Here is a 24418-nt window from a genome sequence, read left to right as displayed (position 1 = left end):
CCTTCAGCCGTTGCGAATGCGTGGATCGAGCCAGGCAAGCAGCAGGTCCGAGATCAGCGTGCCGATCAGCGTCAGCATGCTCATCAGCAGGATGAAGGTGCCGGCCAGATACATGTCCTGGGCAAACAGGGCGTTGAGCAGCAGCGGCCCGGTGATCGGCAGGCTGAGAACGATGGAGACCACCACCGAGCCGGAGACGAGGTGCGGCAGCACCCAGCCGACGGTCGAGACGAACGGGTTGAGCGCCACCCGCACCGGATATTTCAACAGCAGCCGGATTTCGCTCAAACCGCGGGCCCGGGCCATGTCGACATAAGGCTTGTTGAGCTCGTCGAGCAGGTTGGCGCGCATGATGCGGATCAGCGCTGCGGTGGCGCCAGTGCCGAGAACGACGACCGGGATCCACATATGCGAAATGAGATCGCCGAGCTTGGCCCAGCTCCAGACGGCGTTGATATAGGCGGGCGAAAACAGCCCGCCGGTACTTTGGCCGAAATACTGTGCCGAAACATACATCAGCACCAGCGCCAGCAGGAAGTTCGGGATGGCAAGGCCGAGAAAGCCGAAGAAGGTGGCGACGTAATCGCCCGCCGAATATTGCCGCACGGCCGAATAGATGCCGATTGGAAAGGCGACCGCCCAGACAAACAGCAGCGTGGTGACCGATACCACCATCGTCAGGCCCATGCGGGCCCAGATCAGCTCGCTGACCGGCTTGTTCCAATCGAGGGACTGGCCGAAATCGCCGCGCAGCAGGATGCCGCTGATCCATTTCCAGTATTGGACCGCCCAGGGCTGATCGAGGCCATAGCGTTCGCGCAGGCCGGCGATGACACCGGGATCGATCGTTTCGTTCTGGGAGGCCAGACGCGCGGTCATCGCGGTCAGGAAGTCGCCGGGCGGCAACTGGATGATGATGAAGGTCACGACTGAGATCGCGAACATCATCGGGATCATATAAAGCAGACGTCTGATGATGAAGCCGGCCATGGTCAAGCTCCTTCAATCGGCGATCGCCGCCGGATGATTGGGACTGGGCTGGTATTGCTGGGACGGCACCCGGAGACGCCATCCCTGTCGGTCGCGCGCCGTTACTGCTGGTAGTAGAAGGTCTCCGGCTTTGCCGGTCCTGGCGTCATGTAGAACGATGTGCTGGGGATGACCTTCGGGACATTGCGCATATTGGTCTTGACGATGCCGACGCGGTCCGGCTCCAGGTTGGTGCCGATGACGTAGAATTCGTCACGGGTGATCGCCAGCAGTTCCTTCATCGCCGCCAGCTGCTTTTCGAGCGTCGGCGCTTCCTGTACCTGCCGGTAGAGATCCATCTGCTTCTTGGCAGCGGGGCTCGGCTCCTCAGCGTTCGGATCCTTGGGGTTCTGGTAGTAGAGGCCCCAGGCCGTCGCGAAGCTCGATTCATATTCGTGCGGAAAGTACCATTTGGGGTCGAGCAGGCCGAGGAAGTCGTAGCCGCCGCCGCCAACCCATCCCAGGCCGTCATTTTCATTGTTCTGCAGCCGGGAGAAGATCAGCGAACGTTCGGCCGGGCGGGGCTGCATGTCGATGCCGACGGCCCGCCAGTAGCGCTGGATCATCTCGAGCGCGTCCACCTGGATCGGGCTTCCGGTCAAAGCGTCGATCGCAAAGGTAATCCGCTTGCCGTCCTGGCCGAGGCGATAGCCTTCGGCGTCATGTTTGGTCAGGCCCGCCTTGTCGAGATATTGATTGGCGAGATCGACATTATATTCCAGATACTGCGTCGCCATCTTTTCGTCGTAGAGCGCGGTGCCTTCACGCGGCGCTGCCTGATAGGGTTTAGCCTGTCCGGCATAGATCAGCTGGTTGAGCTCTTCGCGGTTGATGGCATAGCTGAGGCCGATGCGGAAATCCTTGTTGGAGAAGACGGCGCGCAAGGCCGGATTCTTGTGCGTCTGGTTGAGGGTGATCAGCAGGGCGTTCGACCACGCCGGCCGGGCGATAAACAGGCCGTAGCCGCCCTTCTCCTGGTTCTGCACGATCACGGTTCGGGCGTCGGTCGTCTCGATGAAGCGATTCTGCATGTCGATTTCGCCGCTGATCGCCTTCAGGATGATTGCCTGGGTATCCTGCATCACATCGATGGTGATCCGATCGAAGTAAGGCAGCTGGTTTCCTGCCGTATCCACCTTGGCATAATATGGATTGCGTTCGGCAACGACCTGCGTGGTCCCGTTATAGGGCGCGGTCAGCACCCAGGCATCGAGTGTCGGGCGGCCGAGATCGCGCCAGCGGCCGGGAAAGCCGATCTTGTTGTTGAAGAGCTGGACCCAGTCGGTTGCGCCGGCTGCTTTCACCAGGGCGTCGATACCGTCGGGATTGAAATCCTTGTGGAATTGCTTGAGGTAGTGCGCCGGTGCGGCTGCCAGAATATCGGAGCCGCGCACAGTGGCCATGTTCATCAGGAACAGGCCGTTCGGTGCGGCAAACTTGAAGACGACCTTGTCGTCGGCGAGCTTTTCGACCTTGACGGTCTCCCCGCCTGCGGTCAGCCAGTCGGGCGCTGCAGGCGTGATCTTGGTGTTGCGCAGCACGTTCTCGTTCCACCACACCAGATCGTCGGCGGTGAAGGGCTCGCCGTCCGACCAGCGCGTGCCTTCGCGCAAGGTGAAGGTATATTCGGTGGCATTGGCATTGACCTCGACGCTTTTGGCGATATCGGGGATCACCTCGGTCCATTCCGGGTTCCAGCGGACCAGTCTCGTATAGCCGATCGAACGCTCGATCTCGCTGTCGCCACCGCCAAAGGTGGCCGTGCGCCAGGTGCCGCCATAGGTACCGACCGATTCAAGCGGCGTGAGCACCAGCGGCTCCTTGGGCAGCCGTTTTTCCACAGGCGGCAGCTTGCCGGCATCGACCAGCGCCTTCAGTTCCGGCGATTCTTCAAAGCCGAATGCGGCGCCGGCCCAGCCGGCGCCAATGAGGATCGCCGCGGCAACGGTCGAGACAACCTGCTGTCTTAAGATTCTGACGTGTTGCATTCTTTCCTCCCAATATTCCGCTCTAGGTTATCGTTAACGTATTCTCCTCTTCTCGAACGTTATCGTTACCGTACAATCTTGTCAAAGAGATTCTCCCTGCCTTGCATTGAGCCGGAGTTGCCTTGGCTTTCCGGGAAATTATGCTAGTTATCGTTATCGTAAGTTTCTAACCCCTCCGAGAGACAGTCCCGTTGAGCCGCCCTAAAGAGCCAGAATCCAAAATAACCATCGCCGATGTTGCCCGCGCCGCAGGAGTGTCGCCGATGACGGTGTCGCGCGTGCTCAATGACCAGGGCGGAGCCAGTGCGGAGACCAGTCAACGGATTATTCTGGCGGCGAGCGAACTCAACTACCGGCCCAATCCCTTTGCGCGCGGATTGCGGTCCGATCGATCGAAGGCCATCGGCCTTCTCGTTCCCGACATCACCAATCCGTTTTTTCCCGAAGTCATCCGGGGAGCCGAGGATGCCGCGAGCGCTGCCGGCTACAACCTGCTTCTGTCCAATGTCGTCGAGAACAGCAAGCGGGAGGAAGAGCTCATCGAAACGCTGCTCAGGCATCGGGTCGACGGGATCATCGTCTGCAGCCCGCGACTGCCCGATGCCGCCTTGCATAAGGCGCTTGCGCCCCACCGGGCCGTGGTGCTCATCAACCGCGAGGCGCCCAACGAGGTCGCCGGGACGATCGTCACCGACTACGAGACAGGAGCATCGCGCGCCATCGACCATCTGGTCGAGCGCGGACGCCGCAAGATCGCGATCATCGCCGGGCCGCGCAGTTCGTTTGGCGGCAAGAGCCGTCTTGTCGGAATTCGCAAGACGCTGGCGGCCCACGGGCTGAAGGCGCAAGGCATCGTCTATTGCGATCCCACCGCCGCCGGCGGCCAGACGGCGGCCGCGCAATTGCTGGCGGAAGCGCCCGGCATCGATGCGCTTGTCTGCTACAACGATCTTAATGCGATCGGCGCCATGAAGGCCTGCCGGGCCGCCGGCATTTCGATCCCCGGGCAGATTGCCCTGATCGGTTTCGACGACATTCCGACGGCCGAACTGCTGTCTCCGGCGCTCACCACCTTGCGGGTGCAGAAGCGGGAAATGGGGGAGGAAGCTGTGCGTCTGCTGCTCAGCCGCATCGCCACCAGAAACCGCCAGCACGGCATCGTCATCGTGCCGGAGCTCATCATCCGTGAAACGACCTGAACGCCCCGGAGCATGATGCCGAAACGTGTGAGCGGTCTTCGGACGACATCATGCTCCAATCTTAAAGTTTGGAACGGGAGGAATATCCGATGGATATCGACAATCTGCAGTCACTGGCCCTGCCTGAGGAGAAGAAGGCCTGGTTCGTTCACGACCGGTTCGGCATGTTCGTGCATTGGGGGCTGTACGCGCTGCCGGCACGCCATGAATGGGTCAAGAGCCGCGAAGAACTGAACGACGCCGACTACCAGAAATATTTCGATCACTTCGATCCCGATCTCTACGACCCACGCGAATGGGCGAGGCGCGCAAAAGCCGCCGGCATGAAATATGTGGTGCTGACCACCAAGCACCATGAAGGCTTCTGCCTCTGGGATACCCAGGCCACCGACTTCAAGGTGACCAACACGCCTTATGGGAAAGATCTGTTGCGCCCCTTCGTCGACGCCTTCCGCGCCGAGGGCCTGAGGATCGGCTTCTACTATTCGCTGATCGACTGGCATCATCCCGACTTTACGGTCGATCCGCGCCACCCGCAGCGCAATCATCCGGATGCGCTGAAAATCAACGAAGGCCGGGATATCAGCCGCTATGCCGCCTTCATGCGCGAGCAGGTGCGCGAGTTGCTGACCGAGTTCGGCCAGATCGACATCATGTGGTTCGATTTCAGCTATCCGCAGTGGAAGCTCGGCGAACTGGTTGGAAAGGGCCATCAGGATTGGGAAAGCGAGAAACTCGTGCGCCTGGTGCGCGAACTCGCCCCTGATATCATCATCAACAACCGGCTCGATCTCGCCGGCCTGCAGCCCGATATCGTCACGCCGGAGCAATATATGCCGCGGGCCCGGCCGCTACGCGACGGCAAGCGCGTCGTCTGGGAAGCGTGCCACACGCTCAGCGGCTCCTGGGGTTATCACCGCGACGAGGACACCTGGAAAAGCACGGAGCAACTGGTGCAGATGCTGGTCGGCACCGTGGCCATGGGCGGCAATCTGCTGATGAATGTCGGGCCGACGCCGCGCGGCACGCTCGACCACCGCGCGATAGCTGCCCTTGCCGCTTATGAGGAATGGATGGCGCTGCACGAGCGCAGCATTGTCGGCTGCAGCCAGTCCGACTTCACCGCGCCGGCCGATTGCCGCCTGACCCAGAATGGCGATCGTCTCTATATCCACCTCTTCAACTGGCCCTATCGCCATCTGCATTTCGATGCGCTGGCGGGCAAGATCGAATATGCGCAATTCCTGCATGATGGCAGCGAGGTCACCTGGCTGCGCCCGTCCGCCAATACGTTATGGGCAAACACCCAGTTCCCCGTCGGCGAGGATCAACTGACATTCGTCCTGCAGGTGCGCCGGCCTCAGATCGTGGTCCCGGTCATCGAAGTCAAGCTCAAGGCAGGGAGTGCCCCAGGCGTCCAGGATTAGAAGGTGGTGACCAGCTTGCCTGAGCGGACATATACCCGCTCAGGAGAATGGCTCGGCCGGTCCCGCCGCCGGATGCCGACAACGGGCTCAGGGATTGGCTGCGGTAGTCTCCACGAAGAACTGGTTGAGCTGCTTCATTTCAAGCGCATGAGCGCGCTTTCTAAGAGCGACGGCCTGTTTGAGCGTCTCAAGCTCATCCGTTATGTCAATGAGATGAGCCTCGGCGACGAGCATCTCGGCTTCGATCCTTCCCTGCTCTCTCAATTGCCAGGCATCTCGGATGCGGAATTGAACGATGATCGTGCCGAAAAGCGCCGCGAGCGCCGAGCTCATCATAGGAAGCCATTGGGGAACGGCCGTGCCATAGGCCGAAAACAACGAAGAGAGGCCGCTCAGAACGATGATCCCCATTGTGAGAAAATTCCAGAGATACTGGTTGACCCTGGAGGATCGCGCATACCAGTTTCGATGCGTCCGCAGGTCACGCAAAGCCTGCCTTTTGATCTCCACCGTATCCGATGGAAGCATCCTTTCCGCTCTCTCTCGAGCAAACTCCCGTCTTGCTGCCAAAATCACGTTGATGACAACGATGGTTATCCCGAAGGTAATCATGAACCAGGAGATGTAGCTCAAGGGAATTTGGTCGAGGATGACGTTCGGAGGAAATTCCGGCTCAAAAACCTCAATTAAAGCGCCAAGCGATATCAAGAATACAGATAAAACAACAACCGCTATAGAAAGCATCCCTAATATATTTCTATATCGTGATGGCAATGGCATTTGCTGCTGCAAAGCAGGGTCATCGTCCCTCTTCCTGAACAAATCCATCACCCTATCCTCGGGGTTGGAGGTTTGACCACAGTCAAACTTGCAACACACGAAAAATCAAGTAACGTTTACTAATGATACTTGATTAGGCGATCGCCGGCGGCTCTATCGCTTGCTTCAGGATATGCTGATTGCCACCGGCCGGTCGAGATCGCGAGCGATATAATCCTGGATCTGGCGGACGATCTGCCCGGCGTGAGCGATCGCCAGCTGATCGGCCCGTTCGGCGTCGCCGGCCTCGATCGCGGCGATCATCTCCTCATGTTCGTCGACATATTGGCGCGGCAGGCGGTCGTCGAAGGTCGAATAATACAAGCGAAGAATGCGCCGGCCCTCGTCGAGCAGCCTGGCGAAGAAGGCCGTATAATAGGAATTGCCGGCCAGTTCGGCGATCGCCACGTGAAATTCGCGGTTCGCCTCGATCATCGCATAGGCGTCGCGCGCGGCAACGGCATCGGCGAAGTCCCTCTGATGCGACCGGATCACTTTCATGACTTCGGGGTTACGCCGCTGGGCGGCGCCGCGCGTCGTGACCCGGTACATCAGCGTCAACGCCTCGAAATAGGTGGGCAGGCTGGCGAAATCGATCGTCGCGACGATCGTGTTCCTGTTCGGCAGGGTCGTGACCAGCCCATCGGCGGCGAGCCGCAACAGCGCCTCGCGAATGGGAGTCCTCGACATCCCGAACCGTTCAGACAGCCGCACTTCATCGAGCGGACTGCCGGGCTCCAGCGCCATCGACAGGATTTCCCGGCGCAGCGTGATATAGACGCTCTGCGTGCCGGAACCGCGCACCCGCACATTCTCCGCCTCGTTCTGCATCCGCGCCTCCGCTGTCATGAGAGCCTTGTATTGCGTTTCGGCCGATTCCCGCAACGGCAGTCTTCCGCCTGCAAATTTCAGGATCGTGCCGGATTGAATCTTGTCGACAGTTTGTATATAACGCAATCAAATTCAAGGAGGTCGATCGATGACAACAGGATGGAAGGGCGTATTTCCCGCCGTAACGACACAATTCAACGAAGATCTTTCCGTGGATCTGGCTGCGACCCAACGCGTCCAGGACGCGCTGGTGAACGACGGCGTCAACGGGCTGATCGTGATGGGCACCTGTGGCGAGAATAATTCGCTCGATCCCGATGAGAAGCGTACGATCCTGAAAGCCGCCGTCGAGGTCGTCAATGGCCGCGTTCCCGTTGTGACAGGCGTCTCCGAATTCGACACGCGCCGCGCCGTCGCCTATGCCCGCGACGCCGAAAAACTCGGCGCCGACGGCCTGATGCTGCTGCCGGCCATGGTCTATGTGCCGAAGCCGGAAGAGCTGATCGCGCATTTCCGCACCGTCGCCGAGGCGACCTCGCTGCCGATCATGCTCTACAACAACCCGCCGGCCTACCGCGTCAATATCGGCGCCGATGTGCTGAAGGTGCTTGCCGACGTGCCGAATATCAAGGCGGTCAAGGAAAGCGCGCCGGATCCGCGCCGTTTCACCGATCTCATCAATGAATTCGGCGATCGTTTCGACATCTTCGCCGGCCTCGACGACGTTGCGCTCGAAGGCCTGATGCTCGGCGCCAAGGGCTGGGTCTCCGGCCTCACCAGCGCCTTCCCGGAGGAATCCGTGCAGCTGGTGGCTGCCGCCGAACGCGGCGACTGGGAAGAAGCCCGCAAGATCTATCGCTGGTTCATGCCGCTCCTGCATCTCGATGCCGAACATGATCTCGTGCAGTCGATCAAACTCGCCGAGCAGATCATGGGCCGCGGCTCCGAGCGTGTCCGCCTGCCGCGCCTGCCGCTTTCTGGCGCCCGCCGCGCTGAAGTTACTGCGATGGTGGAGAAGGCCGCGGCCACGCGCCCCTCGAAGATCCGCCAGGCTGCCTGAGACAACGGGGCCGGCAAACGCCGACAAGCGGTTGCCGGTCTTTCCATTCTCGCTACTTTTCGGGCGAGAGCCCGTTGTCGCCCGGCCGCGGCAGACCTTCTGGCTTTCGTTCCTATCTCGTGTTCTTGGAGTTTCCGGAACGGATCAGGCTGTTTCGGCTGACGAGCGACGGTATCTGGAAAATATGCTCGGCAGCTGTGCGGCCTTCTATTCTGGAAATGAGGGTTCGCGTTGCGATCTGACCGAGTTCCCTGCCCGACTGGTCGATGCTTGCGAGGTTGACGAGACCGAGGGCTGCCGTAGACGAGTTGTCGTATCCGATGACGGCGAGATCTTCGGGCACGCGCACACCCAATTCCATCGCCAGGCTCAGAAGGGTGATCGCGTCGAGATCGCTCCAGCAGAATACGGCGCGCGGCCTGTCTTTCCGCGATAGGAATTTTCGCATCGCCTCTTCCCGCTTTGGCGAAGCAATGGGAATTTTACCGATCGCTGGCGAGGAGCCGAGCCCGCCACGCTGCATGGCCCGGCGGAACCCGATCTCACGCTGGCGCACGACGGAGACCGCGTGCCCTTGGCGCTCGCCAAGGCTCAGCATTTCGACGTCGCGATAGCCGCAGGCCAGAAGCGCTTCCACGGCGATCTCCGCACCGCGCTGATCGTCTGCATTGACGGTATCGAAAGCCGTGGCGCTGGCATCGTGGTAACCGACCGCGACGATCGGTATCTGGACTGCGAATTTAGCGAGGATCTCCGAGGGCAACCGCGGCGCAACGAGGATAAGGCCATCCATCTTGTAGTCGATCATCGACTCGATCAACGACGTTTCCAGTTGCACACGCGCATCGCTGACGCCGATCATCGCCTGATAGTGCGAGGGCGCCAGCACCCCGTTGACGCCGGCAATCACCTCCGGAAGAAAGGGATTGCGGATGTCGATCAGGAGCACACCGATGGTGAAACTCCGGCCGCGCAGCCCGCGCGCCGCCCGCGAGGGGCGATATGCGAGGGCCTCGATGGCATCCATCACCCTTGCGCGCAGTGCGTCACTGACGCCGTAGGCATTTCGCATCACCTTGGAAACCGCTGCGACCGATACGCCTGCATGAGCTGCTACGGTCCGGATCGTCACGCGATCGTTTCGTTGCGGCTTTTGTTTTTCTTCGACTGACATGAAATCTCTGACTTGCGGCTGCGGGCCGCCAACATCGCCCGCAGAACCACCATGACAGACTGGCAACGAAAATTCTATTGCGCTTCCGAAGAAAATGTAGAACGTTATATGGAGAACGTTCTACAACTCGTCGGGAGGACTTGATGAACTTTCAGCCGGCAGCCATCAGCGGCAACCTCGTTTTGCGTGCCTGGTCCGGGGATATGATCGCGCCACTATCGGATAGCGGTCAGGGAACGGCCGCAAGCTTCGTCTCCAAGACTTTTGAACATGATGGCGCCAAGCTTCCCGTCGAGCTCTTTATCTCCGCACTTGGCCTCTACCGCTGCTTCATCAACGGCGTTCGCGTCGGCGACGACCTGTTGACACCCGGCTGGACCAACTACGACGATCGCCTTGCCTATCAGCGATATGATGTCTCGAATCTGCTCAAGCCGGGCCAGAACCGCATCGAAATCTGGCTTGCCGACGGATGGTATCGGTCGCCTTTGATGTGGGGCGCCCAGGCGATCCCGAATTGCTGGGGCAACAGGATCGGCGCCATCGCCGATCTGCTCGGACCGGATGGCGACCTTCTTTCCACCGACACCACATGGCGAAGCGGTCTTCTGCCGATCCTGAAGTCCGGGATCTACTTCGGCGAAATCTATGATGCCCGCCAGGAAAATTACGCCGAGACCCATGGCACCGAGAAGCTGGACTTCGACAGGGCGCTGCTTGTCGCGCATGAAACGGCTGCAGTGCGCGAGTTGCGGCCACTCACCCCGGTTGACAGCTGGACCGACGATAACGGCAGGACCGTCTACGATTTCGGCCAGAATGTCGGCGGCTATGCCAGATATACGGTCCGCGGAACCGCCGGTGCCGAAATTCGGGTGGAGCATTCGGAGGTTCTCGGCCCCGACCGTCATTTCGACAATCGCAACTATCGCACGGCGGCCGCCCATACCGTCTACACGCTACGTGGCGACGGCGACGAAACCTACGCGCCGCATTTCACCTTCCATGGTTTCCGTTATGCCCGGGTGACCATCACAGGCGTCGCAAAGATCCTGTCGATCGCATCCGTCCCGATCTCGTCGGTCCCCGATCCGGCCGGCGGTTTCACGTCGGGCAATGCGCTGGTCAATCGCCTCGTCGAGAATACCATCTGGTCGCAGCGCGCCAATTTCGTCGAAGTACCCACCGATTGCCCGCAGCGCGACGAACGTTTGGGCTGGACGGGCGACGCCCAGGTATTTGCCGCAACCGCTTGCTGGCTGAGCGACAGCCAATCCTTCCTGAGGAAATATCTGCGCGACGTGATGGCCGACCAGCGCGAGGACGGCGCCGTCTCACACTTTTCGCCGGATCCGACACGTCTGCATCCGGCCGATTTCCCGGGCTATGCCGGCTCGACCGGCTGGGGCGACGCGATTGTCGTCATCCCCTGGGTACTCTATACCCATTACGGCGACCGGGCAGTCCTGGCGGAATGCCTGGATTCGATGGTGCGTTGGGTCGATTTCGTCTGGTCGATCTCGGACGGTCCGCTGGTGCGCCCGCCGTCGCATTGGGGTGCCCGCGGCTTCACCTTCGGCGACTGGCTGCAGCCGGTCGGCGACAACCGGAAGCCTCGCCCGACGATCGCCGACGATTGCGCGGCGACGCTCTACCACTTCATCTCGACCGACCTTCTGGCAAGGATCGCAGCCACGCTCGGCGAGCATGCGCTTGAAGAGCGAATGAAAAGCCGCGCCGACGAGATCCGGCGGGCATTCACCAACGAATTCATCACGCCATCGGGACGGCTCGCGCATAACGACCAGACGTCCTATGCGCTCGCCTTCCTCCACGAGTTGATACCGGCCGAGCACAAGCAAGCCGCGCAGCAGCATTTCCGGCAGGTGATCATCGATGCCGACTACAAGATCGGCACCGGCTTCATCGGCACGCCTGCCCTGCTGCCGGCGCTGACGAAGCTTGGGATGGACGATCTGGCCGAAAAGGTCTTCCTGCAGGAAGATGTACCGGGCTGGCTCTATCAGGTCTCGAAGGGAGCGACGACGATCTGGGAGCGCTGGGATTCCATGGCGCCCGACGGCACCATCTACGAACCCGACATGAACAGCTACAACCACTATGCCTATGGCGCCGTCTGCCAATGGCTGTTCGAAAGCGTCGCCGGGATTTCGCCGAGCCCGCGCGCACCGGGATTCGCCGAGGTGATCGTCGATCCCGCACCGATTCCGTCCCTTTCGCCGGTTTCAGCCCATCATGACGTGAGCCAAGGGCGCATCGAGGTTGGCTGGCAGTGCGACGGCAACGAAGTCACCTATGTGCTGACGCTTCCGGAAGGCTGCATCGGTCGTTTCCGGCCCGGAAAGCGACATCAAAACCCGTCGCTCAATGGAGCGCCTGTGGCCGAGGAAGCCGTTCTTCCCGCCGGAACACACAGACTGGTCTTTTCCCTACCCGAATCTTGAGGAGCATACACGTCACACCGTTCAGAGGAGGAACGTCATGACACATCGGATAAAGCTCATTCTTGCCGGCACGTCCGCGCTTTTGGCATTGGTCGCGGCCGGTCCGTCGCATGCGGAAGTCACGCTGTCATTCCTGATCGACAATAACCCGGACACAGTCGCGGCGGCCGAGGCACTGGTTGCCGCCTATCAGGCAAAGGCACCCGACGTGACGATCGAAATCGAGCCGCGGGCCGGTGGCGGCGAAGGCGACAACATCATCAAGACGCGGCTGGCGACCGGCGAGATGTCCGATGTGTTTCTCTACAATTCCGGTTCGCTCTTACAGGCGCTGAAACCGACGCAGACGCTTGTCGATCTGAGCGGCCTGTCGTCGCAAGCGAAGGTCGACGAAAGTTTCAAAGCGGTCGTGCGTGCCGATGGCAAGCTCTATGGCGTTCCCTTCGGCACGGCGATGGCAGGCGGGATCCTCTACAACAGGAAAATCTACCAGGACCTCGGCCTCTCCGTCCCGAAGACATGGGCCGACTTCATGGCGAACAACGCGAAGGTCAAAGCTGCCGGAAAGGTCGCCGTGGCGCAGACCTATCGCGACACCTGGACCTCGCAGCTGTTCGTTCTGGCTGACTATTACAACCTGCATGCGGCCGTGCCGAACTTCGCCGCAGACTATACCGCCAACAAGGCAAAATACGCCGAGACGCCTGCGGCCCTGAAGGGCTTCGAACGTCTGAAGGACGTTCACGACGCCGGTCTGATGAACGAAGATTTTGGCGCGGCAAGCTACGACGATGGCCTGAGAATGGTCGCAACCGGCGAGGCGGCGCATTATCCGATGCTGAGCTTCGCGGTCGGCGCCCTCAAACAGAATTATCCGGACAACCTCAACGATGTCGGCTTTTTCGCGCAGCCGAGCGACGACGCTGCGACCAACGGCTTGACGGTCTGGATGCCGCCAGCCCTTTACATTCCGGTGACCAGCCAGCACGCCGAGGAAGCACGGAAATTCGTCGATTTCGCGGGAAGCGTCGAGGCCTGCAAGATCATGGTGGAAACCAACGCCGTTCAGGGGCCTTCCCTGATCGACGGCTGCGACCTGCCAGCTAGCGTACCGCCTGCGATCAAGGACATGCTCCCCTATTTCGAGGCCAAGGACAAGACGACGCCGGCGCTGGAATTCGTTTCGCCGATCAAGGGACCGGCTCTCGAGCAGATCACCGTCGAGGTCGGCTCCGGCATTCGCCAGCCCGCCGAGGCAACGAAACTCTACGACGACGATGTCCGCAAGCAGGCCAAGCAGCTCGGCCTGCCCAACTGGTAGCGGTCTTTCGGGCCAGTTATCCTCGCTCCTGACGGAGCGAGGCTCCACCCGATCGAAGAGATTGAGATGACCGAGACACGCCGCCGCTCGCGCAAGTCGCCCTACCCGCTCTGGTTTTTCATTCCCGCCGCCATCATCTACGGCGTGCTGTTTCTGTTTCCGACGATATCGTCTCTCTGGTTCAGCCTGACGCGCTGGGATCTTTCGACGGCCGAATTCATCGGGCTTGAAAACTTTCAGCAGTTCCTTTCCGAACCATTCCTGGTCAAAGGGCTCGTCAACACGCTGATCTACGCCGTGACGACCTCCGGCCTGAAGACGGTCTGCGGACTGCTGCTGGGCGTGCTGCTAACCAGCAATATCTTCGCCCGCGGTTTCCTGCGCACGCTGGTCTTCTTCCCCGTCCTGGTCTCGACGATCGGCATTGGCATCACCTTCACGGTGATGATGCATCCGACCAAGGGCATCATCAATGTCACGCTCGAGACGCTCGGCATTCCGGGACCTGGATGGCTCACCAATCCGGCGCTCGCGCTTTTTTCGGTGGCTCTGGTCGATGTCTGGAAGGGTGTCGGCCTCGCCACCCTGATCTTCATCGCCGGTCTTGCCGCAATCAGCCCCGATTATTACGAGGCGGCGAGAATTGACGGCGCCACGCGTCTCCAGCAATTTTCCCGGATCACTCTGCCGCTCGTGCGTCCGGCCACCGTCATCGTCGTGACATTGTCGCTGATCGGCGGGCTCCGTTCCTTCGATCTGATCTGGGCCATGACCCGCGGCGGGCCCGGTTTCTCCTCCGACGTGATCGCCTCGGTCATCTACAAGCAATACCAGGCGGGTTTCTATGGCCTGTCGACGGCCGGAAACGTCATCCTGTTTGCGCTGATCGCGGCAATCATCCTGCCCTTCACCTTGTGGTTCAACCGGCGCGAGGTCGGGGAATGAGAAACGTCCGCCCTTATGTGACCGGCGCGATAGCCCTTGCGGTGGCGGCGATCATCTTCGTCATGCCGTTCGTCTTCGTCGCTCTCCAGGCGGTCAAATCGAAATCCGAAGCGTCCCGGCTCGATTTCGAATTGCCCGAGCATTGGCTGTTCTGGGATAATCTGGTGGCCGTCTTCAAGGCCCGCGACTATCAGCTTGCGCTTGCCTATTTCAACTCCACCCTGATCACGGTCGTCTCGGTCACCATCCTGATCCTGCTGTCGGCGATGGTCGGATATGTCATGCAGCGCCGCAAGACCGTCTGGAACAGGGTGGCCTCCATTGCCCTCTTCATGGGCCTGATGATGCCGCCGGCGGTCGTGCCCACCATCGGCCTGTTGCAGGATATCGGCCTGTTCAAGACCATGACCGGGATGATCCTGATCCAGGTCGCCTATAATCTCTCCTTTTCGATTTTGCTTTATCGGTCATTCATCTCGACCATACCGCGCGATCTCGATGAGGCGGCGCTGATCGACGGCGCCAAACCCCGGCAGATTTTTTTCAGAGTGGTCCTGCCGCTGCTGAAACCGGTGACCGTGACCAATGTCGTCGTGCAGTCAATCGCGATCTTCAACGATTTCACCAATCCGCTCTACTACCTTCCCGGCAAGGAGAACGTCACGGTGCAGCTGACGCTCTATAATTTCCAGAGCATGTATACGAGCCAGTACAACCTGCTCTTCATGAACATCCTCCTCGTGACGATCCCGCCGCTGATCGTCTTCATCTTCTTCAACCGGCAGATCGTCGCGGGTATGACGGCCGGCGGCGTAAAGGGGTAGCAAATGGCTGAGCTCACTCTGAAACAGGTTCGCAAGAGCTTCGGCGCCCTCGAAGTCATCAAAGGGGTCGATCTCGAGGTTGCCTCCGGGGAGTTCGTGGTGTTCGTCGGTCCGTCAGGATGCGGGAAGTCAACGCTGCTGCGCATCATCGCCGGCCTGGAAGACACGACCTCAGGCACGCTGACCATCGGCGGCAAGGACGTCACCTATGCCGAGCCCTCCGAGCGCGGCATTGCCATGGTGTTCCAGAGCTACGCGCTCTACCCGCATATGACCGTCGCCGAAAATATCGGCTTCGGCCTTTCACTCGCCCGCCGCCCGAAGGCGGAAATCGCCGCCAAGGTCGCGGCGACGGCGGAAACGCTGCAACTCACCCAGCTCTTGGAGAGAAAACCGAAAGCCCTCTCCGGCGGCCAGAGGCAGCGCGTCGCCATCGGCCGGGCAATCATCCGCGATCCCAAGGTCTTCCTGTTCGACGAGCCGCTCTCCAATCTCGACGCTTCGCTCCGAGCCCAGATGCGCCTCGAAATATCAGATCTGCACGCCCGGCTGAAATCGACGATGATCTATGTCACCCACGACCAGGTCGAAGCCATGACGATGGCAGACAAGATCGTCGTCCTGAATGGCGGGGTGGTCGAACAGATCGGCAGTCCGATGGAGCTCTACCGTAACCCCGCGACACCCTTCGTCGCCGGCTTCATCGGCAGCCCGAAGATGAACCTATACGGCGGCGAGACGGCACGGCGATTGAACTGCACGACCTACGGCATCCGTCCCGAACATATCAGGCTGTCCGAAGGCGCCGGACAATGGCAGGGCAGGATCCGGCATTTGGAGCGGCTCGGCGCCGACGCGATCCTCTACCTCGAGGTCCCCGAACTCGGCGAGATGGTCGTGCGCGCCGAAGGCGAGACGCCGTTTACGCCGGGCATGACGGTCTGGGCAAATCCAGTCGAGGGAGCGGAGCATCGATTCTGAGGCGCGCTGCCCGATCCAATTCCGCACCAGACGAAAAGGCCCCGGCCAACATCGCACTGAAAAGTCTGTGGAGTGTCAGGCGACGCCTACTTGTCGAAAGAAACAAAGGTCTCGCCGCCAAGCCATGCTTCTGTCGACCTTCCTCGGCACGCTTGCCACCATCGGCCTCAGCCGGCCATCCTGCCCGGCGCGGGCAACGCTGACCGCCATTCTGATTTCACCGATGATCGTGCCGGTCATCGTTTCGGCGTCGGCATCTATTATGCCTTCGCCGCCGTCGGTTGCTCAACAGCCTGACCGGGTTGGTGCTGGCGCATACGGCGATCGGTGCACCCTTCGTGGTGATCACCGTGACCGCGACACTCGCAAGCTTCGATCACAATCTGATGCGGGCGGCATCCAGCCTCGGCGCCGCCCCGGTTGAAGCGACCTTGCGCATCATGCTGCCCATCATTGCGCCGAGGGTGGCGTCCGGCGCCCTCTTCGCCTTCGTCACGTCGTTCGACGAAGTGGTGATTGCACTCTTCATCGCCGGTTCCGAAGAACGCACGCTGCCGCGCCAGATGTGGAGCGGCGTACGGGAAACGCTGAGCCCGACGATCGCCGCCGTCGCCACGCTCCTCATTGTGTTTTCGACACTATTCCTCGTTACGATCCAATGGCTGCAGCGCCGCGCCAAACGACAGAAGACTGCGCATAGAGATTAATTCAAGGGGGTTGGACATGCAGATCGAACGCTACGAAACCGGAAAGCGGATGAGCCAGGCCGTGACCTATGGCGGCTTCGTCTTCCTCGCAGGCCAGGTCGCCATCGACGCACCAGGCACGTCCGTCCGCGAGCAGACCACCAACATCCTGGCGCGGATCACGCGGCTTCTAGAAAGCGTGGGCAGCAATCCGACGCGGATCCTCAGCGCAACCATCTGGCTTGCTGATATCTCCGAGTTCGAAGAGATGAACATCGTCTGGGACGCCTGGATGCCCCCAGGTGATGCGCCGGCGCGCGCGACGGTGGAAGCGAGGCTCGCCGGGCCGGAATTCGCCGTGGAGATCGGCATTATCGCAGCGACTGGCAATTGACAGTCCGTGCCTCGACCCAGCCGTCACATCCGCAAGCGGCTCCGATGTGACATACAGTCGATGCTGACGACAGGCATTCTGGTCCCGGCCAATTTAGGCAATGCCACCGAGGCATACGTATTTAAGCTCGGTATATTCGTCCAACCCGTGCCTTGACCCTTCGCGGCCGAGGCCCGACATCTTCACGCCGCCGAACGGCGCTTCGGCGGTGGAGACGAGACCGGTATTGACGCCGACCATGCCATATTCGAGCGCTTCGGCTACGCGAAATACCCGCGACAGATCGCGCGCGTAAAAATAGGAGGCCAGTCCGAACTCGGTGTCATTTGCCTGTTCGATGACGTCCTCTTCGTCGCGGAAACGAAACAGCGGGGCAAGCGGCCCGAAGGTTTCCTCGCGGGCGACCTGCATGCCGGCAGCGACATCGCGCAGGATCGTCGGCTCGAAGAAATGGCCGCCGAGCGCGTGGCGCTTGCCGCCTAAGACGATCCCGGCACCCTTTGCAACGGCGTCGCTGATATGGCTTTCGACCTTGGCAACGGCATTGTCGTCGATCAGCGGGCCGAGCACGACGTCGCGCTCCAGACCATTGCCGACCTTCAAGCCCGAAACCGCCTTGGCAAGCTTGGCGGCAAAAGCCTCATAGACGCCGTCCTGGACATAAAGCCGATTGGCGCAGACACATGTCTGGCCGTTGTTGCGGAACTTGGCGATGAGCGCGCCTTCGACGGCAGCGTCGAGATCGGCATCGTCGAAGACGATGAAGGGGGCATTGCCGCCAAGCTCGAGGCCGAGCTTTTTGATCGTCGGCGCGCATTGCCGGTAAAGCAGTTCGCCCGTCCGGGTGGAGCCGGTGAATGTCAGCACTCTGATGTCACGGCTTGATGTCAGCGCACCGCCAATGGCGGCTGCGTCACCGGTCACGATGTTGAGCAGCCCCGGCGGCAGGCCGGCACGCTCCGCAAGAACCGCGATTGCAATGGCGGAGAATGGCGTCTGCAGCGCCGGCTTGAGGACGACGGCACAGCCGGCGGCAAGCGCGGGACCGATCTTGCGGGTGATCATCGCGTTCGGAAAATTCCAGGGCGTGATCGCCGCCACCACGCCCGCGGGCTGGCGCAGCACCAGGATCCGCTTGTCCGGCTGATGCCCTGGGATGGTCTCGCCGTTGATTCGCCGTGCCTCTTCGGCGAACCATTCGATGAAGCTCGCACCATAGGTGATTTCGCCCTTGGCCTCGGCAAGGGGTTTTCCCTGCTCCAGCGTCAGGATCATCGCCAGATCGTCGCGGTTTTCGATCATCAGGCGGTGCCATGCCTTGAGAACGTTGGCGCGCTCCCCGGCGGTCTTCTTCGCCCAAAGCTTCTGGGCAATGACGGCGGCGCGGATCGCGTCTTCCGTTTCCGCCGCACCAAGGTCTGGGACCACCCCCAGCGGCTCGCGCGTCGCCGGATTGCGGACCGTCGCCGCCTTGCGGCCTTCGGCTTCGATCCAGCGATCGGCGATGGGGCATGCCTGGCGGAACAGCGAGGGATCATTGAGCTTCATAGGACAACTTTCAACAGAATACGTGAGCGGCGCCGGGATCGAAATCCAGATGGACTATATCTCCACGGCTGAGCCCGGCAATAGCCTCATGACCGAACGGCAAGCGGACCGAAAGCGCCTCGCCTGCCGCCGTTTTGGTCGAGACGTGGATATTGTTGCCGAGAAAGGTAATGTCGCTGACCGTCGCGGCAAGACCCGCGCCGGCCGCCCGGGCGCGCGACAATCGAATGCGCTCGGGCCTCAGCATCAGGGCTGCCCTTGCACCGGAGGTCCCTTTTCCATGCACCGGAATTTGATTGAAGATGGTCCCGCCGCCCAGGGTAATGGTGGCTTGTCCGTCGGAAGATGACACCAGGTCGCACGAAATGAAGTCGCTGTCGCCGATGAATTCGGCAACGAAGCGGGTCTTGGGATTGGCATAGAGTTCGGGGCCGGTCCCGATCTGGTCGATGACGCCCTTGGAAAAGACGGCGATGCGGTCGGAGAGCCGCAGCGCCTCCTCCTGGTCGTGCGTGACATAGAGGATCGTCACTTCGGTCTGCTGGTGGATCCGGCGGATCTCATGCTGGATTTCCTCGCGCAGCTTCTTGTCGAGCGCCGATAGCGGCTCGTCCATCAGAAGCACCGGCGGATCATAGGCGAGGGCCCTGGCAAGGGCGACGCGCTGTTGCTGGCCGCCGGACATTTGCGCGGGCTTCCGATCCTCGAAGCCTTCGAGCCGAACGAGGCGCAGCATCTCCTTCACCTTGCTGTCGACCTCGGCCTTGGACTTGCGCCGGACCTTCAGCGGGAAGGCGATGTTTTCCCCCACCGTCAGATGCGGAAACAGGGTGTAGCGCTGGAACACCATGCCGATGTTGCGCTTGTGCGACGGCGTGGCCAGCAGGGTCTTGCCCTCCAGCGTGATGTCGCCTTTCGTCGGATTTTCAAAGCCGGCCAGGATGTAGAGGGTCGTGCTCTTGCCGGATCCGGACGGTCCGAGAAAGGTCAGGAACTCCCCGCGCCGGACGTCGAGATTGACGTCGTGCACGGCGACGACAGGGCCGTATTCCTTGCGTATTCCGCGGATCTGAAGGAATGGTTCTTTCATTGTTTCAGTACCTTACGCACGACGGCAACAAGCGCCATCAAGATGATCGTCAAAAGGATGAGAAGGGTCGACGCGGCGGCGACTACAGGCGTCAGATCTTGCCGCAGCGTCGCCCATACCTTCACCGGCAGCGTCTGCAGGGTCGGACTGGACATGAAGATCGCCACCACCACCTCATCCCAGGATGTCAGGAACGAGAAGACGGCAGCCGAAAACAACCCATGGCTGATCGCCGGCAGGGTGACCCTGATCTTTGCTTCCAGAGGCGAGGCGCCGCAGAGAACCGCCGCATCCTCGATCGACTTGTCGAAGCCCTCCAGCGCACTTGATATGGAGAGGATCGAGAAGGGCAGCGCCAGAACGAGGTGCGAAATGACGAAGCCCGCCAAGGTGCCGCCCAGGCCGATCCTCAGAAAGAAGGCATAGAGGGCAACCGCAAGGACCACGACGGGAAGGATCATCGGCGTCAGGAACAGTGCTTTCAGCGCGTCGCGGAACAGGAACGAACCGCGCACCAGCCCGAAGGAGGTCACAAGCCCGAGCAGCACCGACAGGATGGTGACGATGACCGCGATCTTGAAGCTCGTCAAAGCGGATTCCAGCCAGCGCGGATCGGCAAAGAGCTCGCCGTACCATTGAAATGTCCAGCCGGGCGGCGGGAAGATCAGCCACTGGGAGGAGCCGAAGGAGAGCGCCGCGATAAAGACGATCGGCAGCAGCAGGAAAGCCGCGGTCAGAAGCGTTATCGTCAGCAGGATATATTTCCACCAGCCGAGGCGGTCGAAATTGAGCAGCATGTCAGCGCCCTCCCGGGTTCTGGTTGCCGAAGAAGCGCAGTTGCACGGCATAAAGCGACAGGGTCACCACGAGGAGAACCAGCGCCGCGGCACCGCCCATGCCCCAGTTGACCAGCGACTGCACGAATTGCGCGATCAGTTCCGCGAGCATCATGTTGGCGGTGCCGCCAAGAAGCGACGGCGTGACGAAATAACCAAGCGACATGACGAAGACCATGAGGGCGCCGGCCGCCATGCCGGGCATCGCCAGGGGCAGCAGGACAAGGGTCAGGCATTGCCACCGGTTGGCGCCGCAAAGGGCGGCCGCCTGCAGGGTCGACGGATCGATCTTCTTGATCACGCCGTAGAGCGGCAGGATGACGAAGGGCAGCATGATATAGGTCATGCCGATCGTGACGCCGGTCAGGTTGTTGACGAGTGCCAGGGGCTTGTCGATCAGGCCCATTCCGATCAGCATCTTGTTGATGAGGCCCGTCCGCTGCAAAAGCACCATCCAGGCATAGGTGCGGGCCAGCAGGTTGGTCCACATCGACAGGAGCAGGATGGCAAAGATCACCGACGCCAGGCGCCCGGGCATGATGGCCAGCGCCCAGGCCACCGGGAATCCGATCAGCAGCGAGATCACCGTGACCAGACCCGAGACGATGAAGGTGTTGGCGAAAATCTTGAGATAGGTCGCGGAGCCGATCAGCTGCGCATAGTTTCCAAGGCCCGGCACGGGTTCCAGCACGCTTCGCAACAGGAGCACCGCCACCGGTGCGATGAAAAAGATCCCCACGAAGGCGAGCGCCGGAACGACCCCGCCGAAACCTGTTGGCCTGCGCACCTTTGGCAAGGGCGCTATTGCAGCGGAGGCATCGCTATACGTCGACATGACAGTCCTTCCCACCCGTCAGTTTCCACAGGCGCCGAGGCCTGACAAACGGGCACTGACGCTGCGGGAGGCACGGCGAACATTCGCCGTGCCCGTTCATCTCATCTTCCAGGCTATTTCGCCTGCCAAGCGTACCACTTCTCGCCGATGGCATCGCGGTTCTCAGCCCAGTAGTTCATATCGGCATTGACCTGGCTTGCCGTCTGCTGGTCCGGCAGGGTCTTGGCCGTCTCCGGATCCATCAGTTTGGCCGAGTCGACGTTGATCGGCGCATATCCGGTGGCCTTCGCCAGGGCGGCCTGCGGTTTGGCCGCGGTCGCCAGGGCAATGAACTTCATCGCGGCTTCGACATTCGGCGAACCCTTCGGCACGACGAGCGCATCGGCAGCGGTGATGTTCTGTTCCCAGGACGTCTCAACCTTGATGCCGGTCGCAGCAAGTGCGGTCATGCGGCCATTCCAGACACTGCCGAAGGGAGCCTCGGCGGATGCCAGAAGCTGCTGCGACTGCGCGCCGCCCGACCACCAGATGATATCGGATTTGATCGTATCGAGCTTCTTGAAGGCACGATCGAGATCAAGCGGATAAAGCTTGTCGGCAGGCACGCCGTCGGCAAGCAGCGCCGCTTCGATTACACCGGGAGCCGACCATTTGTAGAATGTACGCTTGCCCGGAAACTTGGCGGTGTCGAACAGATCGGCCCAGGTCTTCGGGCAGGCGCTGACGGCGTCGGCATTGCAGCCGATCACGAAGGAATAATAGAAGCTGCCGACCGAATAGTCGGTGACGAAGCGCGGATCGAGCTTGGATTTGTCGATGACGGAGAAATCGAGCTTCTCAAGCTGGCCGTTCTTGCCGGCCTGGGCGGCATAGTCGCCTTCGACGTCGACGACGTCCCAGGTGACCTCACCGGCCTCGACCATCGCCTTGAGCTTGCCGTAGTCGGTCGGTCCATCCTGCACGACGGTGATGCCGGTCTTCTCAGTGAACGGGCTTGCCCATGCCGCCTTCTGCGCGTCCTGGGTCGTTCCTCCCCAGCTGGAGAAGACCATGTTGTCGGCGTGCGCCGGCACGGACACAGCCACGAATGCGGCAACCGCCGCGAAAGCAAATGTTGTTTTCATGTTCCCTTATCCTTGTTCTGGTTTGTCCTACGGGTATGCCTTATGCCGTCAGTGCGCCTCGCTCCTGGGAGAAAAGTTAGCTGGCTTCATAATCTTGTTTTCCGCCACTTCGATCAGATCGCGGATCTTGGGCAGGAAGGCCCGCCACCGGGGATCGGCCATAAGCCTCTGGCGCCGCGCCTCCCGGTCGTCCAGGCTGGCAAAGGCCCAGATGTGGACGATCTCGTTGATCGTCCCTATCTCCGAAAAGAAGTAGCCGACGAGCGTGCCGAGATGGCCCTTCTGGATCTCGATCCCCTCTTCCTCGACGACCTTGAGATATTGCGGGATCGTGCCGTTCTTCAGCCGATAGGTCCGGATTTCGTAAAACATCGGCGCTACCTCATCACGAATGGATCGGGGATTGGATCGTCCGATGTCCTGAGCCAGATCGTCTTGGTGCGGGTATAATCGAGCACTGCGGCCATGCCGCCTTCCCTGCCATGGCCCGACAGGCCGAAACCGCCGAACGGCGCGATCGGCGATACGGCGCGGTAGGTGTTGACCCAGACGATCCCGGCGCGGATCCCCTTCATCAGTCGGTGCGCCCGGGTGAGATTCTGGGTGAAGACGCCGGAGGCCAGCCCATAACGGGTATCGTTGGCAAGGCGCAGCGCCTCGGCCTCGGTCTCGAACGACACGACGGACAAGACCGGCCCGAAGAATTCCTCGATCAGCGAGGGCGAGGCGACATCGTCGCAGTCGAGGATCGTCGGCGGGAAATAATAGCCTGCACCGTCGATCTTGCTGCCGCCCGTGACAAGGCGGGCGCCGCTTTCGATCGACCTGGCGACGAGCGCGCCGATATGGTCCTGCTGGCGCTTGGTGGCAAGCGGGCCGACTTCGGTCGCCATATCGAGCGGCGCACCGATGCGGATCGCCTCCGCCTTCTCGCGCAGCAGGGCGACGAACTTGTCCTTGACGCTGCGCTCGACGATGAGGCGCGATCCGGCAACGCAGCTCTGCCCCGTTGCCGCAAAGATGCCCGCGACCTGGGCGTTGGCGGCACTTTCGAGGTCCGCATCGGCAAAGACGATGAAGGGTGACTTGCCGCCAAGTTCAAGCGAGGTGGAAGCGAGGTTTTCGGCCGAGTTGCGAACGACGTGCCGGGCGGTTTCAGGACCGCCGGTGAAGGCGACATGCGCGACCTTAGGGTGCCGCCCGAGGGCCGCACCGCAGGAGGCGCCGAAACCGGTGATGATGTTGACGACGCCTGCGGGAAAACCTGCCTCGTGCACGAGCCGCGCAAATTCGAGAAGCGGCGCCGGCCCGTCTTCGGAGGCCTTGACCACCATGGTGCAGCCGGCCGCCAGCGCCGGGCCGATCTTGACCGCCGACAGGAAAAGCTGGCTGTTCCACGGCACGACCATCGCAACGACGCCGATCGGCTCACGGCGAAGCCAGACATCCATGTCAGGCTTGTCGATCGGCAGATAGGCGCCTTCGATCTTGTCTGATATGCCGGCATAATAGCGGTAGTATTCGGCGACATAAGCGATCTGCGCCGATGTTTCGCGGATGATCTTGCCGGTGTCGCGCGTCTCCAGCTCCGCGAGGACCTGTGCGTTGGCGGCGACCAGATCGGCCAGCCTGTAAAGCAGCTTGCCGCGTTGCGTGGCCGTCATTTTCGGCCAGGGGCCTTCGTAAAGCGCCCTGTCGGCCGCGTTGACAGCCAGATCGACATCACCTTCGCGCGCTTCGGGCATCTCAGCCCAGACCGCGCCAGAGGCGGGATCGATGCTCGGATAGCTGGCCTCGCCATCGGAGAATTCGCCGTCGATATAGTGCTGGAAACGCCGCATG

Annotated in this window: 21 protein-coding genes and 1 pseudogene; 10 read left to right on the top strand and 12 right to left on the bottom strand. The window is 61.1% G+C overall.

What is annotated here, in order from left to right; genetic code table 11:
• Nucleotides 1–3: 3 nt before the first annotated feature.
• A complete protein-coding gene (locus tag FHX10_RS12240) occupies nt 4–990 on the bottom strand; it encodes an ABC transporter permease (RefSeq protein WP_063475876.1) in 987 nt (328 codons plus the stop codon).
• Between the two features lie 101 nt (nt 991–1091).
• Nucleotides 1092–3017, bottom strand: a complete 1926-nt coding sequence (locus tag FHX10_RS12235) for an ABC transporter substrate-binding protein (protein ID WP_063475875.1) — start codon at nt 3015–3017, stop codon at nt 1092–1094.
• A 191-nt stretch (nt 3018–3208) separates the two neighbouring features.
• On the opposite strand from FHX10_RS12235, the gene FHX10_RS12230 reads away from it, so the two are divergent.
• Both FHX10_RS12230 and FHX10_RS12225 read left to right on the top strand, forming a co-directional pair.
• Nucleotides 3209–4216, top strand: a complete 1008-nt coding sequence (locus FHX10_RS12230) for a LacI family DNA-binding transcriptional regulator (protein ID WP_080759860.1) — start codon at nt 3209–3211, stop codon at nt 4214–4216.
• An 89-nt stretch (nt 4217–4305) separates the two neighbouring features.
• Nucleotides 4306–5643 carry an alpha-L-fucosidase gene (locus FHX10_RS12225; RefSeq protein WP_063475874.1) on the top strand — a complete coding sequence of 446 codons (1338 nt, stop codon included), beginning with the start codon at nt 4306–4308 and terminating at the stop codon, nt 5641–5643.
• 87 nt (nt 5644–5730) lie between these two features.
• Here the strand turns inward: FHX10_RS12225 and FHX10_RS12220 are convergent, their stop codons facing one another.
• On the bottom strand, nt 5731–6471 hold the full coding sequence (locus tag FHX10_RS12220; RefSeq protein WP_063475873.1) for a DUF4231 domain-containing protein: 741 nt from the start codon (nt 6469–6471) through the stop codon (nt 5731–5733).
• Between the two features lie 117 nt (nt 6472–6588).
• The gene (locus FHX10_RS12215) at nt 6589–7293 is read right to left on the bottom strand and encodes a GntR family transcriptional regulator (protein ID WP_063476241.1); all 705 of its coding nucleotides are present in this window, start codon (nt 7291–7293) and stop codon (nt 6589–6591) included.
• A 148-nt stretch (nt 7294–7441) separates the two neighbouring features.
• Between FHX10_RS12215 and FHX10_RS12210 the strand changes: the two genes are divergently transcribed.
• Nucleotides 7442–8353: a dihydrodipicolinate synthase family protein gene (locus FHX10_RS12210; protein ID WP_063475872.1), complete on the top strand. Its 912-nt coding sequence runs from the start codon at nt 7442–7444 to the stop codon at nt 8351–8353.
• A 112-nt stretch (nt 8354–8465) separates the two neighbouring features.
• On the opposite strand, the gene FHX10_RS12205 is transcribed toward FHX10_RS12210, so the two are convergent.
• Entirely contained in the window at nt 8466–9527 is a 1062-nt protein-coding gene (locus tag FHX10_RS12205; RefSeq protein ID WP_097595481.1) for a LacI family DNA-binding transcriptional regulator, read from the bottom strand.
• A gap of 143 nt (nt 9528–9670) precedes the next feature.
• On the opposite strand from FHX10_RS12205, the gene FHX10_RS12200 reads away from it, so the two are divergent.
• The 7 genes and pseudogenes from FHX10_RS12200 to FHX10_RS12170 all read left to right on the top strand — a co-directional run bounded on the left by FHX10_RS12200 (nt 9671) and on the right by FHX10_RS12170 (nt 17143).
• Nucleotides 9671–11992, top strand: a complete 2322-nt coding sequence (locus tag FHX10_RS12200; protein ID WP_184389359.1) for an alpha-L-rhamnosidase — start codon at nt 9671–9673, stop codon at nt 11990–11992.
• Nucleotides 11993–12029: 37 nt separating this feature from the next.
• Nucleotides 12030–13313, top strand: a complete 1284-nt coding sequence (locus FHX10_RS12195) for an ABC transporter substrate-binding protein (RefSeq protein WP_183902853.1) — start codon at nt 12030–12032, stop codon at nt 13311–13313.
• Nucleotides 13314–13379: 66 nt separating this feature from the next.
• Complete coding sequence (locus tag FHX10_RS12190; RefSeq protein WP_184389357.1) at nt 13380–14258, top strand: carbohydrate ABC transporter permease; 879 nt, start codon at nt 13380–13382, stop codon at nt 14256–14258.
• Complete coding sequence (locus tag FHX10_RS12185) at nt 14255–15082, top strand: carbohydrate ABC transporter permease (RefSeq protein WP_047612366.1); 828 nt, start codon at nt 14255–14257, stop codon at nt 15080–15082. The genes FHX10_RS12190 and FHX10_RS12185 overlap by 4 nt, the downstream gene beginning before the upstream one ends.
• A 3-nt stretch (nt 15083–15085) precedes the next feature.
• Nucleotides 15086–16063, top strand: coding sequence for an ABC transporter ATP-binding protein (locus FHX10_RS12180; RefSeq protein WP_063475867.1), 978 nt, complete (start codon nt 15086–15088; stop codon nt 16061–16063).
• Nucleotides 16064–16184: 121 nt separating this feature from the next.
• Nucleotides 16185–16770, top strand: a pseudogene (locus FHX10_RS12175) (ABC transporter permease); the annotation flags it as partial.
• A 16-nt stretch (nt 16771–16786) separates the two neighbouring features.
• Nucleotides 16787–17143, top strand: coding sequence for a RidA family protein (locus tag FHX10_RS12170; protein ID WP_097595488.1), 357 nt, complete (start codon nt 16787–16789; stop codon nt 17141–17143).
• 93 nt (nt 17144–17236) lie between these two features.
• Here FHX10_RS12170 and FHX10_RS12165 read toward each other — a convergent pair whose 3' ends face one another.
• From FHX10_RS12165 to FHX10_RS12135, 7 genes are all read right to left on the bottom strand, one after another.
• Entirely contained in the window at nt 17237–18691 is a 1455-nt protein-coding gene (locus FHX10_RS12165; protein ID WP_097595490.1) for an NAD-dependent succinate-semialdehyde dehydrogenase, read from the bottom strand.
• Between the two features lie 10 nt (nt 18692–18701).
• Complete coding sequence (locus tag FHX10_RS12160; RefSeq protein ID WP_097595491.1) at nt 18702–19781, bottom strand: ABC transporter ATP-binding protein; 1080 nt, start codon at nt 19779–19781, stop codon at nt 18702–18704.
• Complete coding sequence (locus tag FHX10_RS12155; RefSeq protein WP_047612339.1) at nt 19778–20578, bottom strand: ABC transporter permease; 801 nt, start codon at nt 20576–20578, stop codon at nt 19778–19780. Before FHX10_RS12155 ends, FHX10_RS12160 begins: the two co-directional genes overlap by 4 nt.
• Before the next feature lies 1 nt (nt 20579).
• Nucleotides 20580–21452 carry an ABC transporter permease gene (locus FHX10_RS12150; RefSeq protein ID WP_097595492.1) on the bottom strand — a complete coding sequence of 291 codons (873 nt, stop codon included), beginning with the start codon at nt 21450–21452 and terminating at the stop codon, nt 20580–20582.
• 113 nt (nt 21453–21565) lie between these two features.
• Complete coding sequence (locus FHX10_RS12145; protein WP_097595493.1) at nt 21566–22576, bottom strand: ABC transporter substrate-binding protein; 1011 nt, start codon at nt 22574–22576, stop codon at nt 21566–21568.
• A 48-nt stretch (nt 22577–22624) separates the two neighbouring features.
• Entirely contained in the window at nt 22625–22948 is a 324-nt protein-coding gene (locus FHX10_RS12140) for an NIPSNAP family protein (protein WP_184389355.1), read from the bottom strand.
• A 5-nt stretch (nt 22949–22953) separates the two neighbouring features.
• Nucleotides 22954–24417: an aldehyde dehydrogenase gene (locus FHX10_RS12135; RefSeq protein ID WP_028756785.1), complete on the bottom strand. Its 1464-nt coding sequence runs from the start codon at nt 24415–24417 to the stop codon at nt 22954–22956.
• Nucleotide 24418: the final 1 nt, after the last annotated feature.

The organism is Rhizobium sp. BK591 (assembly GCF_014195045.1).
Classification (GTDB): Bacteria; Pseudomonadota; Alphaproteobacteria; order Rhizobiales; family Rhizobiaceae; genus Rhizobium; species Rhizobium anhuiense.
The sequence above is the reverse complement of the archived record's forward strand: the minus strand, read 5'-3'. Positions and strand labels throughout refer to the sequence as shown.